The sequence below is a fragment of the Pseudomonas sp. W17 genome (assembly GCF_040268305.1).
GTDB classification, from domain to species: domain Bacteria; phylum Pseudomonadota; class Gammaproteobacteria; order Pseudomonadales; family Pseudomonadaceae; genus Aquipseudomonas; species Aquipseudomonas protegens.
On sequence record NZ_CP158490.1, the window covers coordinates 3,580,025 to 3,595,265 of the forward strand.

General features: G+C 65.4%; 15 protein-coding genes. 7 read left to right on the forward strand and 8 right to left on the reverse strand.

The window, feature by feature from the left end; genetic code table 11:
• Positions 1-3 precede the first annotated feature (3 nt).
• The 3 genes from praA to ABCR88_RS16530 form a co-directional block, all read right to left on the reverse strand.
• Complete coding sequence (gene praA, locus ABCR88_RS16520; RefSeq protein ID WP_350402715.1) at positions 4-495, reverse strand: alkane oxidation protein activator PraA; 492 nt, start codon at positions 493-495, stop codon at positions 4-6.
• A gap of 141 nt (positions 496-636) precedes the next feature.
• A complete protein-coding gene (locus ABCR88_RS16525) occupies positions 637-1,929 on the reverse strand; it encodes an alkane 1-monooxygenase (protein ID WP_011061224.1) in 1,293 nt (430 codons plus the stop codon).
• Positions 1,930-2,224: 295 nt separating this feature from the next.
• Complete coding sequence (locus ABCR88_RS16530; protein WP_015635560.1) at positions 2,225-3,220, reverse strand: alpha/beta hydrolase; 996 nt, start codon at positions 3,218-3,220, stop codon at positions 2,225-2,227.
• 268 nt (positions 3,221-3,488) lie between these two features.
• On the opposite strand from ABCR88_RS16530, the gene ABCR88_RS16535 reads away from it, so the two are divergent.
• The 4 genes from ABCR88_RS16535 to ABCR88_RS16550 are packed head-to-tail and all read left to right on the forward strand — an operon-like array spanning position 3,489 to position 7,037.
• Positions 3,489-5,057 carry an NAD(P)/FAD-dependent oxidoreductase gene (locus ABCR88_RS16535; protein ID WP_350402717.1) on the forward strand — a complete coding sequence of 523 codons (1,569 nt, stop codon included), beginning with the start codon at positions 3,489-3,491 and terminating at the stop codon, positions 5,055-5,057.
• A complete protein-coding gene (locus ABCR88_RS16540) occupies positions 5,044-5,943 on the forward strand; it encodes an SDR family NAD(P)-dependent oxidoreductase (RefSeq protein ID WP_011061221.1) in 900 nt (299 codons plus the stop codon). Before ABCR88_RS16535 ends, ABCR88_RS16540 begins: the two co-directional genes overlap by 14 nt.
• A gap of 39 nt (positions 5,944-5,982) precedes the next feature.
• Positions 5,983-6,822 (forward strand): metal-dependent hydrolase, encoded by an 840-nt coding sequence (locus tag ABCR88_RS16545; protein WP_169891661.1) that lies wholly within the window; start codon positions 5,983-5,985, stop codon positions 6,820-6,822.
• The gene (locus tag ABCR88_RS16550; RefSeq protein ID WP_350404924.1) at positions 6,819-7,037 is read left to right on the forward strand and encodes a hypothetical protein; all 219 of its coding nucleotides are present in this window, start codon (positions 6,819-6,821) and stop codon (positions 7,035-7,037) included. Before ABCR88_RS16545 ends, ABCR88_RS16550 begins: the two co-directional genes overlap by 4 nt.
• Here ABCR88_RS16550 and ABCR88_RS16555 read toward each other — a convergent pair.
• From ABCR88_RS16555 to ABCR88_RS16575, 5 genes are all read right to left on the reverse strand, one after another.
• Positions 7,013-8,215: an MFS transporter gene (locus ABCR88_RS16555; RefSeq protein ID WP_065364012.1), complete on the reverse strand. Its 1,203-nt coding sequence runs from the start codon at positions 8,213-8,215 to the stop codon at positions 7,013-7,015. The genes ABCR88_RS16550 and ABCR88_RS16555 overlap by 25 nt on opposite strands.
• A 247-nt stretch (positions 8,216-8,462) precedes the next feature.
• Complete coding sequence (locus ABCR88_RS16560) at positions 8,463-9,323, reverse strand: NAD(P)-dependent oxidoreductase (protein WP_350402720.1); 861 nt, start codon at positions 9,321-9,323, stop codon at positions 8,463-8,465.
• A 149-nt stretch (positions 9,324-9,472) separates the two neighbouring features.
• Positions 9,473-10,054 carry a TetR/AcrR family transcriptional regulator gene (locus ABCR88_RS16565; RefSeq protein ID WP_350402722.1) on the reverse strand — a complete coding sequence of 194 codons (582 nt, stop codon included), beginning with the start codon at positions 10,052-10,054 and terminating at the stop codon, positions 9,473-9,475.
• 112 nt (positions 10,055-10,166) lie between these two features.
• A complete protein-coding gene (locus tag ABCR88_RS16570) occupies positions 10,167-11,243 on the reverse strand; it encodes a sigma-54 dependent transcriptional regulator (protein ID WP_011061215.1) in 1,077 nt (358 codons plus the stop codon).
• Between the two features lie 65 nt (positions 11,244-11,308).
• Entirely contained in the window at positions 11,309-11,521 is a 213-nt protein-coding gene (locus ABCR88_RS16575) for a hypothetical protein (RefSeq protein WP_172681997.1), read from the reverse strand.
• 172 nt (positions 11,522-11,693) lie between these two features.
• Here ABCR88_RS16575 and ABCR88_RS16580 point away from each other — a divergent pair, with 172 nt between their 5' ends.
• The 3 genes from ABCR88_RS16580 to ABCR88_RS16590 are packed head-to-tail and all read left to right on the forward strand — an operon-like array spanning position 11,694 to position 15,237.
• Positions 11,694-12,767, forward strand: coding sequence for an ABC transporter substrate-binding protein (locus ABCR88_RS16580; RefSeq protein WP_325984616.1), 1,074 nt, complete (start codon positions 11,694-11,696; stop codon positions 12,765-12,767).
• A 22-nt stretch (positions 12,768-12,789) separates the two neighbouring features.
• Entirely contained in the window at positions 12,790-14,013 is a 1,224-nt protein-coding gene (locus ABCR88_RS16585; RefSeq protein WP_041118125.1) for a lipase family protein, read from the forward strand.
• A 15-nt stretch (positions 14,014-14,028) separates the two neighbouring features.
• Positions 14,029-15,237, forward strand: coding sequence for an LLM class flavin-dependent oxidoreductase (locus tag ABCR88_RS16590; protein ID WP_041118123.1), 1,209 nt, complete (start codon positions 14,029-14,031; stop codon positions 15,235-15,237).
• Positions 15,238-15,241 lie beyond the last annotated feature (4 nt).

The following is a 15,241-nucleotide window of genomic DNA, read 5'->3' on the forward strand; positions in this document are numbered from 1 at the left end:
GCGTCAGGGTGCAACCCGGAACGTGGGTGGCATCTGGATCGATACGGTCTTGATGGTGCAGCCACCGTCGAGGCTGACCTGGGCCGCTTCGAGTTTTCCGGTGCTGTTGTTCCAACTGCCTTCGGCGGTGGACGGCCCGCAGTCGCCGCCCACCAGGGGCGCGTGCACGGTGACCTGGATACCCGACATGGCGCCGCTGGTTTCGTCCTTGGCGATCAGCTTCCAGGGCAGGTGCGTGGCTTCCACCTGGCCGCACTTGAGGCCACCGCTGAAGTCGACTTTCTCGACGCTGGCGAAGCTGCCGTCGGGGCTGACCTTGCCGCTGACCTGGATGGTGCAGTCGGCATTGATGATGCTCTTGGCAAAGCTGATGGGGCCCTTGGCGGTGAACTCGGTATTGGCCGGTTCAATGCGCGCGGCTTCGACGGCGCCCATCAGGGAGATCCCCACCAGGACCACGAACAACTGGGCAGTGAATAGCGGTGAAATAGACATCCGTGACTTCCTTACAGTTGCTTATTGTTGTTGTCGGTCAACTTGCTTAAGGACTGCCTACTGCGTTGCTCACCCTTCAAGCGGGCACATCACAGGCGAACACGACCGGTTCACCAGCACTTGAAGGGGTGAGCGGTACAACTAAAGAGCGGTGTCTGAATCGGTGTTGCTGAAGCCGTAGCGCTTGAGCAGCTCGTCACGCTTGGCCGGGTGCATGTTGGCCAGGCGTACATCACCCGAGTAGTGCGCCAGCACCCGGTGGTCCATCAGGCGCCGCCAGAGGGCCGGCACATAGGCCCAGACGATCATGGTGGCGTAGCCATAGGGCAGCTGTGGCGACTCGTCGAAGTGACGCAAGGCCTGATACGCACGGGTCGGGTTGGCGTGGTGGTCGGAGTGGCGCTGCAACTGGAACAGGAAGATGTTGGTGACGATCCGGTTGCTGTTCCAGGAGTGGCGCGGCGAGCAGCGTTCATAGCGGCCGTTGGGCTGTTTCTGGCGCAGCAGACCGTAGTGCTCGACGTAGTTGACCACCTCCAGCAGAGAGAAACCGTAGATCCCCTGGATCACCAGGAAGGGAATCACCGCCGCCCCCAGCCAGGCGATCAGCACGCCCCACAGCACCACGCTGTACAACCAGGCGCTGAGCACGCCGTTCTTCCAGTGCAGGGTCGGCAGGCCGAGTTTTTCCAGGCGCTGGCTTTCCAGATGCCAGGCCGAACTCAGGCTGAACCACACGGTGCGCGGCAGGAAACTCCAGAAGGATTCGCCCAGGCGCGAACTGGCCGGGTCCTCCGGGGTGGCCACCCGCACATGGTGGCCGCGGTTGTGCTCGACGAAGAAGTGCCCGTAGAAGGTCGAAGCCAGGGCCAGCTTGGCCAGGAACTTGGCCATCCCGCGGTTCTTGTGCCCCAGCTCATGAGCGATGTTGATGGCAATGCCGGTGGCCGCGCCAGTGGACATCGCCATGCCCAGGTAGGTGAACCAGCCGATACTGCCGTGCAGTTGCGCACGCTCGGTGAGGAAGGCGGCGAAACTCGCCAGGCTGCCTTGCAGGTGCAGTTGTTCACTCAGTTGCAGCAGGCCGCCGGCGATGATCCAGTCCACCCCGCTGATGGCCATCCAGGCGGTCACCACCAAAGACAGTACCGAGAGCACGGCACAGCTGTAGACGATAAAGCGGTAGTAGGGTTGTTTTTCCAGATCGGGAACGGCGGATTCAGGCGGGTTGCTGGCATCTTCCCCCATCAGGCCGTCAATCAGCGGGATCAGGCCGAAGATCACCAGGACCCCGCTCCACCAGAACACTTGCACCCCGGTGGTGAGGGCGAAGATCCCCGACAGCAGAGGGGTGATCATGGGCAAGGTGCCCAGCCACCACAGGTGACGCTTGCTATCGGTCCAGACGCCGGGTGCCGCCACGGAAACAGTCATGGCAGCCTCCGCAGGGTGGCAGTCGAAACAGGTGCTATAAAGGACAGCGCGGCTGCGCTGTGCAGAGCGTGAAGGGATGAAAAAACAAAAGCGTGAAATGGCGTTATTTTCATTATTTTTAATCGCTCAATTGCACTTTCAAAAAAAACATTCAAAACATTTTTTTAAAAAAATAGCTCGGGTTCGTTAGCTCGTCAACTATTTTTTCGGCTTGTTTCGAATGTCGCCCGTGAAGCATTTACAGCTGCTGTCGACGCCGCGGCAGGGGCGCTCGAAACCGCCCCCCACCACGCCCTCAACTTGCTCTTGAAGCCGCGAACGGCGGGTGCAGGATGGTTGCGCTGCGTTGTGGCGCAGCCTGGGAAGCGACGTGCTGGACCATGGCCACCACCCGCTCGACTGCGCTGATGGGCAACATGTGGCCCCTGCCCTGGACGATCTCCAGGGACAGCCCCGGCACCTTGCCGACCATTGACTCACCGTGCCGGCGGTAACTGAGCACCGGGTCCGCCGAGCCATAGATCAGCCCTACCGGCAGCTTCAGGCTGGGGTAATGCTTGACCATGCCCGGTAGCGAACGGTTGACCACGGCGATTTCGCTGGAGGCGTTGTAGAAGCTGTCCGAACGCATCCCCAGCAACCCGCCGCCACGCTCGGCGAAATCCTCGGGCACCGGGTCCGGGGCGAACACCGACTTGACCAGGCCACGGCGCCCGAGCATGGCCATGGGCGCCGCCAGGGTCAGGGACATCCAGCGCCGCAGGAAAGCCGGGCGCACTGCCAGGGACAGGAACACCAGCGGCAACATGCGCTGCGGATGGGTCAAGGGGGCCACCAGGATCAGTCCGGACACCGATTGCCGATGGTCCAGGGCCAGGGACAGCGCCACCGCACCGCCCAGGGAATGCCCCAGCACCAGCGGCTGGCCCAGGTCCAGGGTGCGAATGAACCTGGCCACCAGGCTGGCCTGGGCCGGCAGGTCTGCCGCGGCGCCCCGGGCCCGGGTGGAATAGCCCGAACCGGGACGATCGATGGTGATCACTCGGAAGCGTTCGCGCAGCTGCGGGGCCAGGGAGTGGGTCAGGTTGCGCCCGCAGCCGGTCAGGCCATGGATCATCAATAGCGCCGGGCCCCTGCCCTCATCGGTGTAGTGAATGCGCTCGCCACCGACTTCGAGAAAGCGTCCGTTGATCGGAACCTGGCTTTCAATCCGGCGGTTGATACGAAAACTCACCACCCAGAGCACCGCACTGACCGCCAGGAATACCGCTGCCGCTACCAACCACTCCATAACCCGCCCCCTCAGCTTCCCTGCGCCGTTCGCCCGTGATCGGAATGACCTGGCGGTGTGGCGTGTCGCCCTGGCCTGGTGCCGCCTGTGACGCCTCACCCATGGCCTGGATGAGCCCCGCAAAATCCACAGGCGACCAGCGCAGGTGACATTTTCAGGCAATTTATTTAAATTAATTTTTAAAACATTATTTTAAATTGTGCAATCCTGAGTTTTCACCCACTGACGAAAGTCACCCAGCAGCATCATTACAATCGAGGTACACACCATGAATGCGTACTCGCCACCCAACGACCCCGAGGTCGTTGACATCGCCATCATCGGCGCCGGCTTCGCCGGGCTGTGCATGGCGATCAAGCTCAAGCAAGCGGGGATAGAGGATTTCTTCGTCGCCGAACACGCCGCGTCCCTGGGGGGCACCTGGCGCGACAATCACTACCCCGGCTGCGCCTGCGACGTGCAATCCCACGTTTATTCCTTCTCTTTTGCGCCCAACCCGAACTGGACCCGGCAGTTCGCGCCCCAGCCGGAAATCCGCGAATACCTGGAAAACTGCGCCCGGGATTTCGCCCTGGCGCCCTACCTGCACTTCAACATGGGCCTGCAACAGGCGGTCTTCGATGAAGCCCGGGAGCGCTGGCACCTGCGCTTCAGCAATGGTCGGGAAGTCAGTGCGCGGGTACTGATCTCCGGCATGGGTGGCCTGTCGCGCCCGGCGATACCGGACATCCCCGGGCTCGACACTTTCACCGGCAAGCGGTTTCACTCCCAGCAGTGGGATCACCGCTACGCCCTGCAAGGCAAGCGGGTGGCGGTGATCGGCACCGGCGCCAGCGCCATCCAGTTCGTGCCGAAAATCGCCCCGCGGGTAGCTCAACTCAAGCTGTTCCAGCGCACCCCGCCGTGGATCATGCCCAAGCCCGACCGCGAGCTCAGCGCGGTGGAACGCTGGGCCTTCAAGCACCTGCCCTTCACCCAGCGGCTGGTGCGCTCGGCGCTGTACTGGGCCCTGGAAAGCCGGGTGATCGCCTTCGCCCGCCGGCCCAGACTGATGAAGGTGGTGCAGCGCGTGGCCCTGCGTCATCTGCGCAAACAGGTGCCCGACCCGGTGCTGCGCCAGCGCCTGACCCCGGACTACACCATCGGCTGCAAGCGCATCCTGATCTCCAACGACTACTACCCGGCCCTGACCCGGGGCAACGTGCGGCTGATCACTGATGACATCCAGCGCATCGACGGCGACGCGGTGATCACTGCAGACGGCAACCGCCACCCCGTGGACTGCATCATCTTCGGCACCGGTTTCCAGGCCACCGACCCGATTCCCCGAGGCCTGCTGTTCGGCCGTCATGGCCAGGACCTGATGGACAGCTGGGCCCGGGGCGCCCACGCCTACCTGGGCACCTGCCTGCCGGGCTTTCCGAATTTCTTCATGATCGTCGGCCCCAACACCGGCCTGGGGCACAACTCGATGATCCTGATGATCGAGGCCCAGGTGGACTACATCCTCAAGGCCCTGGGCCAGATGCAGCGCGAACGTATCGCCAGCATCGAAGTCCGGCCCCAGGTCGAAAGCCAGTACAACCAGCGCCTGCAGCAGCGCCTGGCCGGGGCCATCTGGTCCACTGGCGGCTGCCGCAGCTGGTACCTGGACCCGCGCAGCGGGCAGAACACCACCCTCTGGCCGGGCTCCACCTGGAGCTTCAAGAAGACCTTGCAGCACTTCGAGCTGCAGGACTACCAGGCCAGCCACCTGCCCCACGCCCAGCCCGCCGCCGCACCGGCCGCCGCGCGTCCCCTGCACCTTGAAGAGGCCGCTCTCAATGAAAAACTTTAACGGTAAAGTCGCCGCCATCACCGGCGCCGCCTCCGGCATGGGCCGCGCCCTCGCCGTCGCCCTGGCCCGTGAGGGCTGTCACCTGGCCCTGGCCGACAAGAACCCCCAGGGCCTGGCACAGACCGTGGCCCAGGCCCGGGCCGCGACCCTGTTGCCGCTGCGCATCAGCAGCCAGGAACTGGACGTCGGCGACCGCGAGGCGATGTTCGCCTGGGCCGCCGCCAGCGCCGCCGAACACGGCCAGATCAACCTGATCTTCAACAACGCCGGGGTGGCGCTGTCGAGCACCGTGGAAGGTTCGAGCCTGGCGGACCTGGAGTGGATAGTGGACGTCAACTTCTGGGGCGTGGTCCACGGCACCCAGGCCTTCCTGCCCTACCTCAGGCAATCCGGCGACGGCCATATCATCAACACCTCCAGCGTCTTCGGGCTGTTCTCCCAGCCCGGCATGAGCGGCTACAACGCCACCAAGTTCGCCGTGCGCGGCTTTACCGAATCCCTGCGCCAGGAGCTCGATCTGCAAGGCCACGGGGTCTCCGCCACCTGCGTGCATCCGGGGGGCATCCGCACCGATATCGCCCGCACCAGCCGCATCAGCGACAACGTCAAGGGTTTCCTGATCGACAACGAACAGCAGGCCCGGGACGACTTCGAAAAACTCTTCATCACCTCCGCCGAAACCGCCGCCAAGGTGATCCTGCTGGGGGTGCGCAAGAACAAGCGCCGGGTGCTGATCGGCCGCGACGCGCACTTGCTCGACCTGTTCATCCGCTTGCTGCCCAGCGCCTACCAGGCCCTGGTGGTATGGGCCAGCCGGCGCATGGCGCCCAAGCCGGGCAAGACGCGGCCGGCGGTCTACGAGCCCCAGGACGAACGCGGCCTGTAGCGCCGCCCACCCTTTTTCATGTCTAGAGGAGCGACAGCCATGCTGCCCATCCGCCGCGACATCAAGGTCGAACTGCCTGCCGAACGCGCCTGCGACTGGCACGAGCAAGGCAGCCACGTGACCCACTTCTTCAATGCGTTGTCCCTGCTGTTTCCTTCCGGCGAGCTGTTCTTCATGGACAGCGTGCGCCACTACCGCGAACAGATTCACGACCCCGAACTCAAGCGCCAGATCCAGGGTTTCATCGGCCAGGAAGCCATGCACAGCCGCGAGCACCTGCGCTACAACGACCTGCTGCAGGACGCCGGGCTGCCGGCCCATCTGCTGGACCGGCGGTTGCGCTTCTTCCTCGATTTCCAGAAGAAGCACTTCCCGCCGGCCTTCAACCTCGCGATCACCGTAGCCCTGGAACACTACACGGCAATCCTCGCCGACCTGCTGCTGCGCGACCCCAGCCGTTTCGGCAATTCGGTGGCGGGCTACCGGCAGATGTGGCTGTGGCACGCCCTCGAGGAAACCGAGCACAAGGCCGTGTCCTACGACGTCTGGAACAGCGTGATCAAGCCCGGGCCCAAGCGTTACCTGATCCGCACCGCGAGCATGCTGTTCACCACCCTGGGCTTCTGGCTGGTGGTGTTCGACTTCCATGTGCGCATGCTGATCGCCGACCGCCGTCGCGGCGGCCACTGGCGCGGGTTGTGGCAGGTGGTCAAGTACCTCTACGGCCCCAAGGGGGTGTTCCCGCGGATCGCCCTGCCCTGGCTGCAGTTCTTCAAGCCGGGCTTTCACCCCTGGGACCACGACAACCGCGAGCAACTGCAACGCATCGACGGCCTGGTGCAGGACATCGAACGCACCCGCGCCGCCGCGGCCAAGTGACAAATGCCGGCACGGCGCAACAGCGGCGTGCCGGCATCCCCTGGCTGCCCCGCCGGGATTCGGCAGAGCACCCCGAGCGCGGTTTTGTGGTCCGCGACCGCAATCTGCTGACCGCACGCTGGCCCGGGGACTGCCACCGCTTCGCCAATGAATGGGCGAGCCTGCTGCAACAGGCTCGCGACGCCCAACCTCAGGCGCAGCAGGCAGAGCGCTGACCCGGCTTGAAGGCGTGGCTGCGCGCGCCCCAGACCAGCATCAGGCCCACCAGCGCCAGGGCGGCCATGGCCCAGGGAAAAGACGCCGCGCCATAGCGTTGCAAGAGCAGGCCGCCGACCATACCCCCGCAGGCAATGCCCAGGTTGAAGATGGTCACCAGCATCGATTGCGCGACATCCGCCCCCTCCCCGGCCACATCCGCCACGGCGGTCTGGAGCAAGGTCGGGGCGCCACCGAAGGTCAGGCCCCAGGCGCCAATGCCGAGCCAGGCCAGCCAGGGCTGGCTGGCAGCGATCCCCAGCAGCAGGCACGCCAGGGCGAAACCGGCGAGGCTGCACAGGGTCAGCCCGCGCAGCCAGCGGTCGACCCCGAGCCCGGTGAACCAGATCCCCACCAGGGAGGCCAGGCCGAACACCAGCAGCGCCCGGTCGAGAGAGGCCGCCAGGCCCAGGGACGCGAGGAACGGCGCGATATAGGTGTAGAGGATGTTGTGGGCCAGGATCCACACGAAGATCACCAGCAGCGCCTGGGGCAGGCCCCGGGTGAGAAAGATCCGCGCGATCGGCTGGCGCTGGTGGGCCGGCTGGCCGGGGTAGTCCGGCACTGCCAGGCGCACCCAGAACCACAGCAGCAGAGCCAGTAGCGACAGCCCCCAGAAGATCTGCGGCCAATCCATGCGGGTGCCCAGCCAGGCCCCCAGGGGCACCCCCAGGCACAGCGCGATCGGCTGGCCAACGCCCACCACCGCCAGGGCCCGGCCCTGCAACTCGGGCACCACCAGACGCCGGGCATAGCCGGCCAGCAGGCCCCAGACCAGCCCCGCCGCCATGCCCGCGGCAAAGCGCGCGGCCAGGGTCAGCAGGTAGTGGGTCGACAACGCGGTCAGGCTGTTGAACAGCAACAGGCCGCCGATGGCCAGCAACAGCAAGGGCCTACGGCGCCAACTGCGAGTGGCGGCGATCAGCGGAATCGCCGCCGCCACCGAGCCCAGGGCATACAGGCTGATCAACTGCCCGGCCATGGCCTCGCTGATGCCCAGGCCCTGGCTGATCTGCGGCAACAGCCCGGCAGGCAGCGTCTCAGTGACGATGGCGATGAAACCGGCCAGGGTAAAGGCCAGCAGGCGCCAGACCGGCAACCTGCTGGAGGCGGTCGGCAAAGGTACGCAAATGTTCATGAAAGAATGCTCACACAAGAAAACCAGAGATCACCGCAGGAACCGGCTTGCCGGCGAATGGGCCTCAGACCCTGCGCCCGACTCACGGGCGCCTTCGCTGGCAAGCCAGCTCCTACAGCAGGCAGATACACCGCGCAGGCTCCCGTAGGAGCCGGCTTGCCGGCGAAAAGGCCCTCAGACCCTGCGCCCGACCCACGGGCGCCTTCGCTGGCAAGCCAGCGCCTGCATCAGCGCTAGAAGAAACCGCTCAGCCGAGGTAGGAGGCCGCCATGTCCTTGTCGCCATGGCCCTGCTCCAGGGCGCGCTGGAAACGCTGGATTCCGGCCTCGGCCAGATCCAGCCGGACCCCGACTCTGGCGGCCGCCGCCACCATCAATTCGGCGTCTTTCAGGGCGTTGGCCAGGGTAAAGCTCGGGCTGTAGTCGCCACTGAGCATGGCCCGGGTCTTGGCCTGGAAATAGCCGCTGTCCAGGGGCCCGCCGCTGACCAGTTCCACCACCAGCGCCGGGTCCAGCCCCAGCCCCTTGGCCAGGGCCAGGCTTTCCGCGGCGCCGTGGGTCAGGGCCAGCACCCAGCTGTTGAGGGCCAGCTTCAGGCGGCTGCCGGCTCCCGGCTGTTCGGCAACCCAGAGCACACGCTTGGCGATGGCCTCCAGCAGCGACTGCAACGCCGGCCGATGAGCCTCGGGGCCCGCGCCCAATACCACCAACTGGCCCTGCTCCGCAGGCTGGCGCGTGCCCAGCACCGGGGCATCGTAGAAGACCAGCCCGCCATCCCGGGCAAAGCCTTGCAGTTCGTCGTTGGCCTCGATCCCCACGGTGGCCATCTGCAGCCAGAGCGCCCCAGGCTCGAAACCGTCCCGTGCCTGCTGCATGGCTTGCAGCACGGCGGCGCCGTCCTTGCCCAGGGTGATGATCACTTGCGCCCCGCGTACCGCCTCGGCGGGCTCGGCAAATACCTGGATATCGTCCGCGATCAGCGCCTGGGCCCGTTGCAGCGTGCGGTTCCAGGCCCGTACCGCAAAGCCCTTGCGCCGCAGATTGCGCGCCACTGCGGCGCCCATGATGCCGATGCCTAATACCGCAATGGATCCTGGTTGCTTGGCCATCTGTGTCTCTCCCGTGTTCAATTAATTATGGAATGATCATTCCAATAAAAGGCAAAAAAAAGCCCAGCCCTTTAGGAGCTGGCTTGCCAGCGAAGACGCCCTCGAACCTGATGCAGATTGTGAGGGGCCCTTCGCCGGCACGCCGGCTGCTACAGGCTGGCCAGGACCACCTCGACCACATCCAGCAGGCGCTGGCGTCGTTGCTCCGCCAGGCTGCCCTTGGCCAGCACCCGCAAGCCCTGCACGGTGCACACCACAAAGCTGGCCAGGGCCCGGGGATTCTTCTGCGGATCGATCTCCCCCTGCTCCTGGCCGCGACGCAGCACCTGCTCCAGGGCCGCCTCGATACGCTGGAAATTCTGCGCCACGAGCTGACCCACCGCCGCGTCCTGCCCGGCCATTTCCAGGGAGGCATTGGCCGCCAGGCAGCCCAGGCGCCGGGTGTCTTCCAGCTCGTTGTCGACGATGCGCATCAGCAATCGCCGGACCAGTTCCCTGGCGGGTGCGTCGGCGCCCAGCAGCTCGATATTGGCGCTGGTCATCTGCTGGTAGCGCTTGAGGGCACAGGTGTACAGGCCGTGCTTGCTGTCGAAGGCGTTGTACAGGCTGCTGCGGCTCAGGCCGGTGCCTTCCACCAGGTCCTGAATGGACGTGGCGGCGTAACCGCGCTGCCAGAACACCTGCATGGCCGCATCGGCAATCTGCTCGGGGTCGAACTCCTTGGGACGCACGGCTATTACCTTTCTGGAATGATCGTTCCAAAGACTAAAGATCAAGCCGGCAGGCGTCAACCGGGCCGTGCAAAAAAAGCCCCGGGCCGGTTCTCGGGTCCAGGAAGCGGATCTAGGAAGCGGAAGTCGCCAGGGGCTTGTTCAACTCGCCGATCTTTTCCAGCCGGGCGCGCACGATGTTGCGGCTGATGTTGAGCAGGCGCCCGGTCTGCAACTGGTTGCCATGGCAGTAGCGATAGGCCTCGCGAAAGATCGTTTCCTCGATGTGCTCGTACAGGTCGGGAATGTTCTGCTCGAACAGCGCCTGCAAGGCCCGGCCCAGGTCTGCCGGCGCCTGAGGCCCCGGGACGGCCAGGGGCGCCTGTTCCTGGCGGATGCCGGAGGAGCGCATGTCCACCAGGTGCAGATCCCCCGGTGCCACCCGTTGCTGGCGGCACACCAGCAAGGCGTGGTGGATGGCATTTTCCAGTTCGCGAATGTTGCCCGGCCAGCTGTGCTCCAGCAGCTTGCGTTCAGCCTCTTCGGTCAGCGAGGCACGGTTGTAGCCCAGGCGCTGGCAGTGTTCCTCAAGGAAGAATTCGGCCAGGGGCAGGATGTCCCCCGGGCGCTCGCGCAGCGGCGGCAGGCGGATGGTGGCCACGTGCAGGCGGTAGAACAGGTCTTCACGAAAATGCCCGGCCACCACCGCATCGGCGAGGTTGACGTTGGTGGCCGCCACCAGCCGCACATTGATCGGGATCGGCGTGCGCGAGCCCAGGCGCACCACTTCTCGCTCCTGCAGCACCCGCAGCAGCTTGACCTGCATGTTCAGCGGCAAGTCGCCGATCTCGTCGAGAAACAGCGTGCCGCCGTTGGCCGCTTCGAACCAGCCGGCCTTGTGGGTGGTGGCACCGGTAAAGGCGCCTTTCTCATGGCCGAAGAGTTCGCTTTCCACCAGGGTTTCGGCAAAGGCCCCGCAGTTCACCGCGACAAAGGGCTCGCGCCCGCGGCGGCTCAGGTGATGGATGTGGCGCGCCACCAGTTCCTTGCCGGTGCCGGTCTCGCCAATGATCAGGGTATTGGCCTCACTGGGGGCCAGGCGCTCGATGCGACTGAGCAATTCCTGGGAGCGCGGGTCCTTGAACACCAGAACGGTGGCCCGTACCGACTTGGTCAATTCACGGGCGTTTGGATGAGTGATCAGCGACATGGTGCATTCCTGGCAGTAAAAGCGCGGGCTCAATAGTGCACGAAGATATTTAGACTAAATAATTATTAATTAATCTTTAGATATTCCTTTTGTGAATATGTCTGGAGGGTGCTCCCCACCTGCTGCTGGAGCAGCAATCGGCCAGCACCTGCCTGTTCGCAGATCAGCAGCGGCGGCTTGGGCCAGGGCCTGTCGATCTGCCTGAAGCCCTTGCCAGGCAAGGCCTGCAGCGCTTTGTAGCGGCCCTGGCATGCAATCTGCTCTATCCCTTCCGACACCAGTACCCACCACCGCCCTTCGTAGGAGCTGGCTTGCCAGCGAAGGCGCTCGCAAGGGCGAGGCAAGGCTCAAGGGCCCTCTTCGCCGGCAAGCCGGCTCCTACAGGAGAACACCGCGATATCTGTCGCAGGGCTGGCGGGGCTGAGGGCTTATTTTTTGAGGGAGAGTGCAATGCAAGGTTTATGGCGCAATACCCTGGCCGTTATGGCCGGGCTGCTGATCAGTGTCACGGCCCTGGCCAACCCGGCCCCCGAGTCGGTGAAGATTGCCATCGTCGCCTTCACCCAGGGCGGCAAGCCGGTGTTCGGCGGCATCGCCGGGCGGGTGATCGAGGATGGCTGGCTGGAACAGCAACTGAGCCAGCGCGGCATCAAACTGCAGTGGATCGCCCTGCCCCACGCCGGCGCCGGGCCGCAGATCAACGAAGGCTTCAGCAACAACAGCATCGACTTCGCCGTGCGTGGCGACCTGCCGTCGGTGATCGCCGGCGCCGGCGGTGTGCCCGGCAAGCTGATCGTGCCCGGCGGCAGCGGCAACAATATCTACCTGGTGGTGCCCACCCAGTCCACGGCCGAGAGCATCGAGGACCTCAAGGGCCAGCGCCTGGCCCTGCATCGCGGCCGGCCCTGGGAGTTTGCCTTCAGCAACTTCCTGGCCAGCAAGGGCTTGAAGCTCGACGACTTCAAGATCGCCAACCTCAACCCCCAGGTCGGCGCGGCGGCGGTGTCCGCCGGCAAGGTCGACGCGGCGGTGCTGCTCAGTGAGGCCTATGCCCTGGAAGACAAGGGCGTGGGCCGGATCATCTGGTCCACCAAGCAAGGGGCCAACGACTGGCGCCTGGTCTCCGACCTCTGGGGCACCGACAGCTTCATCGAACAGCACCCGGAAGTTACCCAACTGCTGGCCACCGCCTGGGTCAAGGCGGCCTGGTGGATTTCCCAGGAACAGAACCAGGACGCCTATTACCAGCTGTCCTCCCGGGCCGGCACTGCCGAGAGCGTGCTGCGCCGCGACGACCAGGGCGACCCGGTGGCCTGGAAGGAGCGCTGGGCGCCCAAGAGCGACCAGCAGCTCAAGGCCCACTATCAGGCACTGAGCGACTACGCCCTGACCAACCAGCTGATCCGCACGCCCTACGACATCACCCCGGCCCTGGCCACCGGTTTCACCAACCAGGCACTGATCGATCTGCACCTGAGTGATTACTGGCCCGCCCTGCGCGGCCAGGTCGCCACCCATCCCTGAACCCTGAGCACGAGTCTTCTTGATGAAACTGTCCGCAAAATTCACCTTTGGCCTGAGCCTCCTGGCGCTCTCCCTGTCGGCCCTGGCCGGCCCGACCTACGCGCCCAAGCCCGATCCGTTGCAAGGCGACGGCCGGGTCTCGGCCTTCTACACCTGGCAGGACGCGATTCCCCCGACCCCGGGCAAGCTGCTGCGCAGCGAACCCCTGGAAGCCACCCTGAGCCTGCCCAACGCCGCCAGCGCGCAACGGATTCTCTACAGCTCCACCGACGGCATCGACGGCAAGACCCCGGTGGTGGTCTCCGGCACCTTGTTCCTGCCCAAGGGCAAGGCCCCGGCCGGCGGCTGGCCGGTGGCCTCCTGGGGCCATGGCACGGTGGGCGTGGCGGATGTCTGCGCGCCGTCCTGGCAAGGCCGTTCCTACCGTGACGTGCAGTACCTGAGCCGCTGGCTGGACGAAGGCTTTGCCATTGTCGCCACCGACTACCAGGGCCTGGGCGTGCCCGGCGGCCATCCGCTGCTGAACAACCGCATGGCCGCCTACGGCATTCTCGACGCCGCCAAAGCCGTGGTCGCCGGGGTGCCCGGGCTGGCCAACAAGGTACTGATCGTCGGCCAGTCCCAGGGCGGCGCCGGAGCCTTCGCCTCGGCCGCCTACGCCTCCACCTACGCACCGGACCTGGGGGTCAAGGGCAGCATCGGCACCGGGGTGATCTACACCATCGGCGCGAAGAATGTCGGCGAGCAGGACCCGAACAAGGTCGATGCCTCCCTGGCCTACGGTTTCTACACCCTGTTGGCCGCCCAGCAGTACGACCCGAGCATCAACCCCAAGGACTTCTACACCGACAAGGCCCTGCCGCTGTTCGAACAGGCCCGTACCAGTTGCCTGGCGTCCCTGGTCAGCGACGTGGTGGGGGTCGGCCTGACCCCGGCCAACGCCAAGAAGGACTATCAGGGCAGCCAACTGGCGGCCTGGCAGAAACAAGTGTCCTACCCGACCCTGAAAACCGCCCAGCCGGTGTTCATCGGCACCGGCGCCGAGGACAAGACCCCGGCCGCCGCCACCCAGGTGGCCCTGATGCAGGACGCCTGCAAGGCCGGCTCGGTGGTCGAGGGCCACTTGTACAAGGGCCTGGGCCACAGTGAAACGGTCAATGCCTCCCTCAAGGACTCGGTGCCGTTCGCCCACAAGGTGATCAACGGCCAAGCCATTACCCCCATCTGCAACCCCAGCGTGCAATAGCCAGGAGGCCCTGCCATGAGCATCGAATTCTTCACCCGCCTGCCCCTGCATGGCGAAACCCAGTTCCTCCCCGGCGACCCGCGCAACCGCGGCGACTGGCACCGCGGCGGGCCCAGCACCGGTGCCGTCTCAGGCTTCAGCGTCGGCGACCACTTCACCTACATCGACTACCTGGGGCAGATCGCCCGGGCCGCGGAAATCAACGGCTTCGGCGGCGCACTGATGGTCAACGCGCCCTCCGGCGAAGAGCCCTGGACCGTGTGCTCGCTGCTGGCCCGGGAAACCCGCACCCTGAAGTTCGTCACCGCCTTCCAGCCCTATCACTACACGCCCTGGGTTGCGGTGCAGCAGGCCGCCACCTACCAGCGCGCCACCGGCAACCGCCTGGTGTGGAACATCATCAACGGCGGCTCGGACGCCATTCAGCGCCAGGTCGGCGACTTCAGCGACCACGATGAACGCTATGCCCGCGCCACCGAGTTCATGGACGTGGTCAAGGGCTACTGGCACAACGAGAACTTCCACTACCAGGGCCAGTTCTACCGCGCCGAAGGCGGCGGCCTGCGCGGCCCCTTGAAGAAGGCCGAGCTGCCGCTGATCTGCACCGCGGGATCGTCCATCGCCGCTCGGGAATTTGCCGCCAAGCATGCCGACTTCTACCTGATGCGCGCCGAGCACCCGGACGAGATCGCCGCGTTGATCGCCGATATTCGTGAGCGCGCCTTGCAGTACGGCCGCAGCGATATCCGCTTCGGCCTGTCGATCGACGTCATCACCCGGGAAACCGAGGAACTGGCGCGCACCGAGGCCAAGCGTTTCTTCGACGAGGGCATCGCCAAGGGCGCGGTCAAGGCCGTGGCCGCCCATGCCGGGCTGCGCACCGCGCGCAAGCTCAGCTACGAGAACGGCTTCGCACAGAAGAACGAGACCCAGGGCTTCGACGACTTCTTCATCCACCCCAATGTCTGGACCGGCTTCGGCTACATCGGCATACCGCCGGGCTGCGCCCTGGTGGGCAGCTACGAAAACGTCGTGGCGCGTATCCGCGAGTACCACGCCATCGGCATCGACCTGTTCTTCCTCGCCGGCTACCCGCACCTGGAGGAAGCCTACCGCCTGGGCGAGCACATCCTGCCGCACTTTCGCGCCGAGCGCGCCGCCTTGAGTCGTCAGCCGCAAGCGCCGCTGGAACTGCGCAGCGCCAACGGCCCGGCTGGAGCCTGATGTC

What these genes read in the sequence shown, in the direction of transcription:
- ABCR88_RS16580 (WP_325984616.1), top strand. Translation starts at nt 11,694, where the DNA reads ATGCAAGGTTTATGGCGCAATACCCTGGCCGTTATGGCCGGGCTGCTG.
- ABCR88_RS16540 (WP_011061221.1), top strand. Translation starts at nt 5,044, where the DNA reads ATGAAAAACTTTAACGGTAAAGTCGCCGCCATCACCGGCGCCGCCTCC.
- ABCR88_RS16590 (WP_041118123.1), top strand. Translation starts at nt 14,029, where the DNA reads ATGAGCATCGAATTCTTCACCCGCCTGCCCCTGCATGGCGAAACCCAG.
- ABCR88_RS16570 (WP_011061215.1), bottom strand. Translation starts at nt 11,243, where the DNA reads ATGTCGCTGATCACTCATCCAAACGCCCGTGAATTGACCAAGTCGGTA.
- ABCR88_RS16585 (WP_041118125.1), top strand. Translation starts at nt 12,790, where the DNA reads ATGAAACTGTCCGCAAAATTCACCTTTGGCCTGAGCCTCCTGGCGCTC.
- ABCR88_RS16530 (WP_015635560.1), bottom strand. Translation starts at nt 3,220, where the DNA reads ATGGAGTGGTTGGTAGCGGCAGCGGTATTCCTGGCGGTCAGTGCGGTG.
- ABCR88_RS16560 (WP_350402720.1), bottom strand. Translation starts at nt 9,323, where the DNA reads ATGGCCAAGCAACCAGGATCCATTGCGGTATTAGGCATCGGCATCATG.
- ABCR88_RS16555 (WP_065364012.1), bottom strand. Translation starts at nt 8,215, where the DNA reads ATGAACATTTGCGTACCTTTGCCGACCGCCTCCAGCAGGTTGCCGGTC.
- ABCR88_RS16545 (WP_169891661.1), top strand. Translation starts at nt 5,983, where the DNA reads ATGCTGCCCATCCGCCGCGACATCAAGGTCGAACTGCCTGCCGAACGC.
- ABCR88_RS16525 (WP_011061224.1), bottom strand. Translation starts at nt 1,929, where the DNA reads ATGACTGTTTCCGTGGCGGCACCCGGCGTCTGGACCGATAGCAAGCGT.
- ABCR88_RS16535 (WP_350402717.1), top strand. Translation starts at nt 3,489, where the DNA reads ATGAATGCGTACTCGCCACCCAACGACCCCGAGGTCGTTGACATCGCC.
- praA (WP_350402715.1), bottom strand. Translation starts at nt 495, where the DNA reads ATGTCTATTTCACCGCTATTCACTGCCCAGTTGTTCGTGGTCCTGGTG.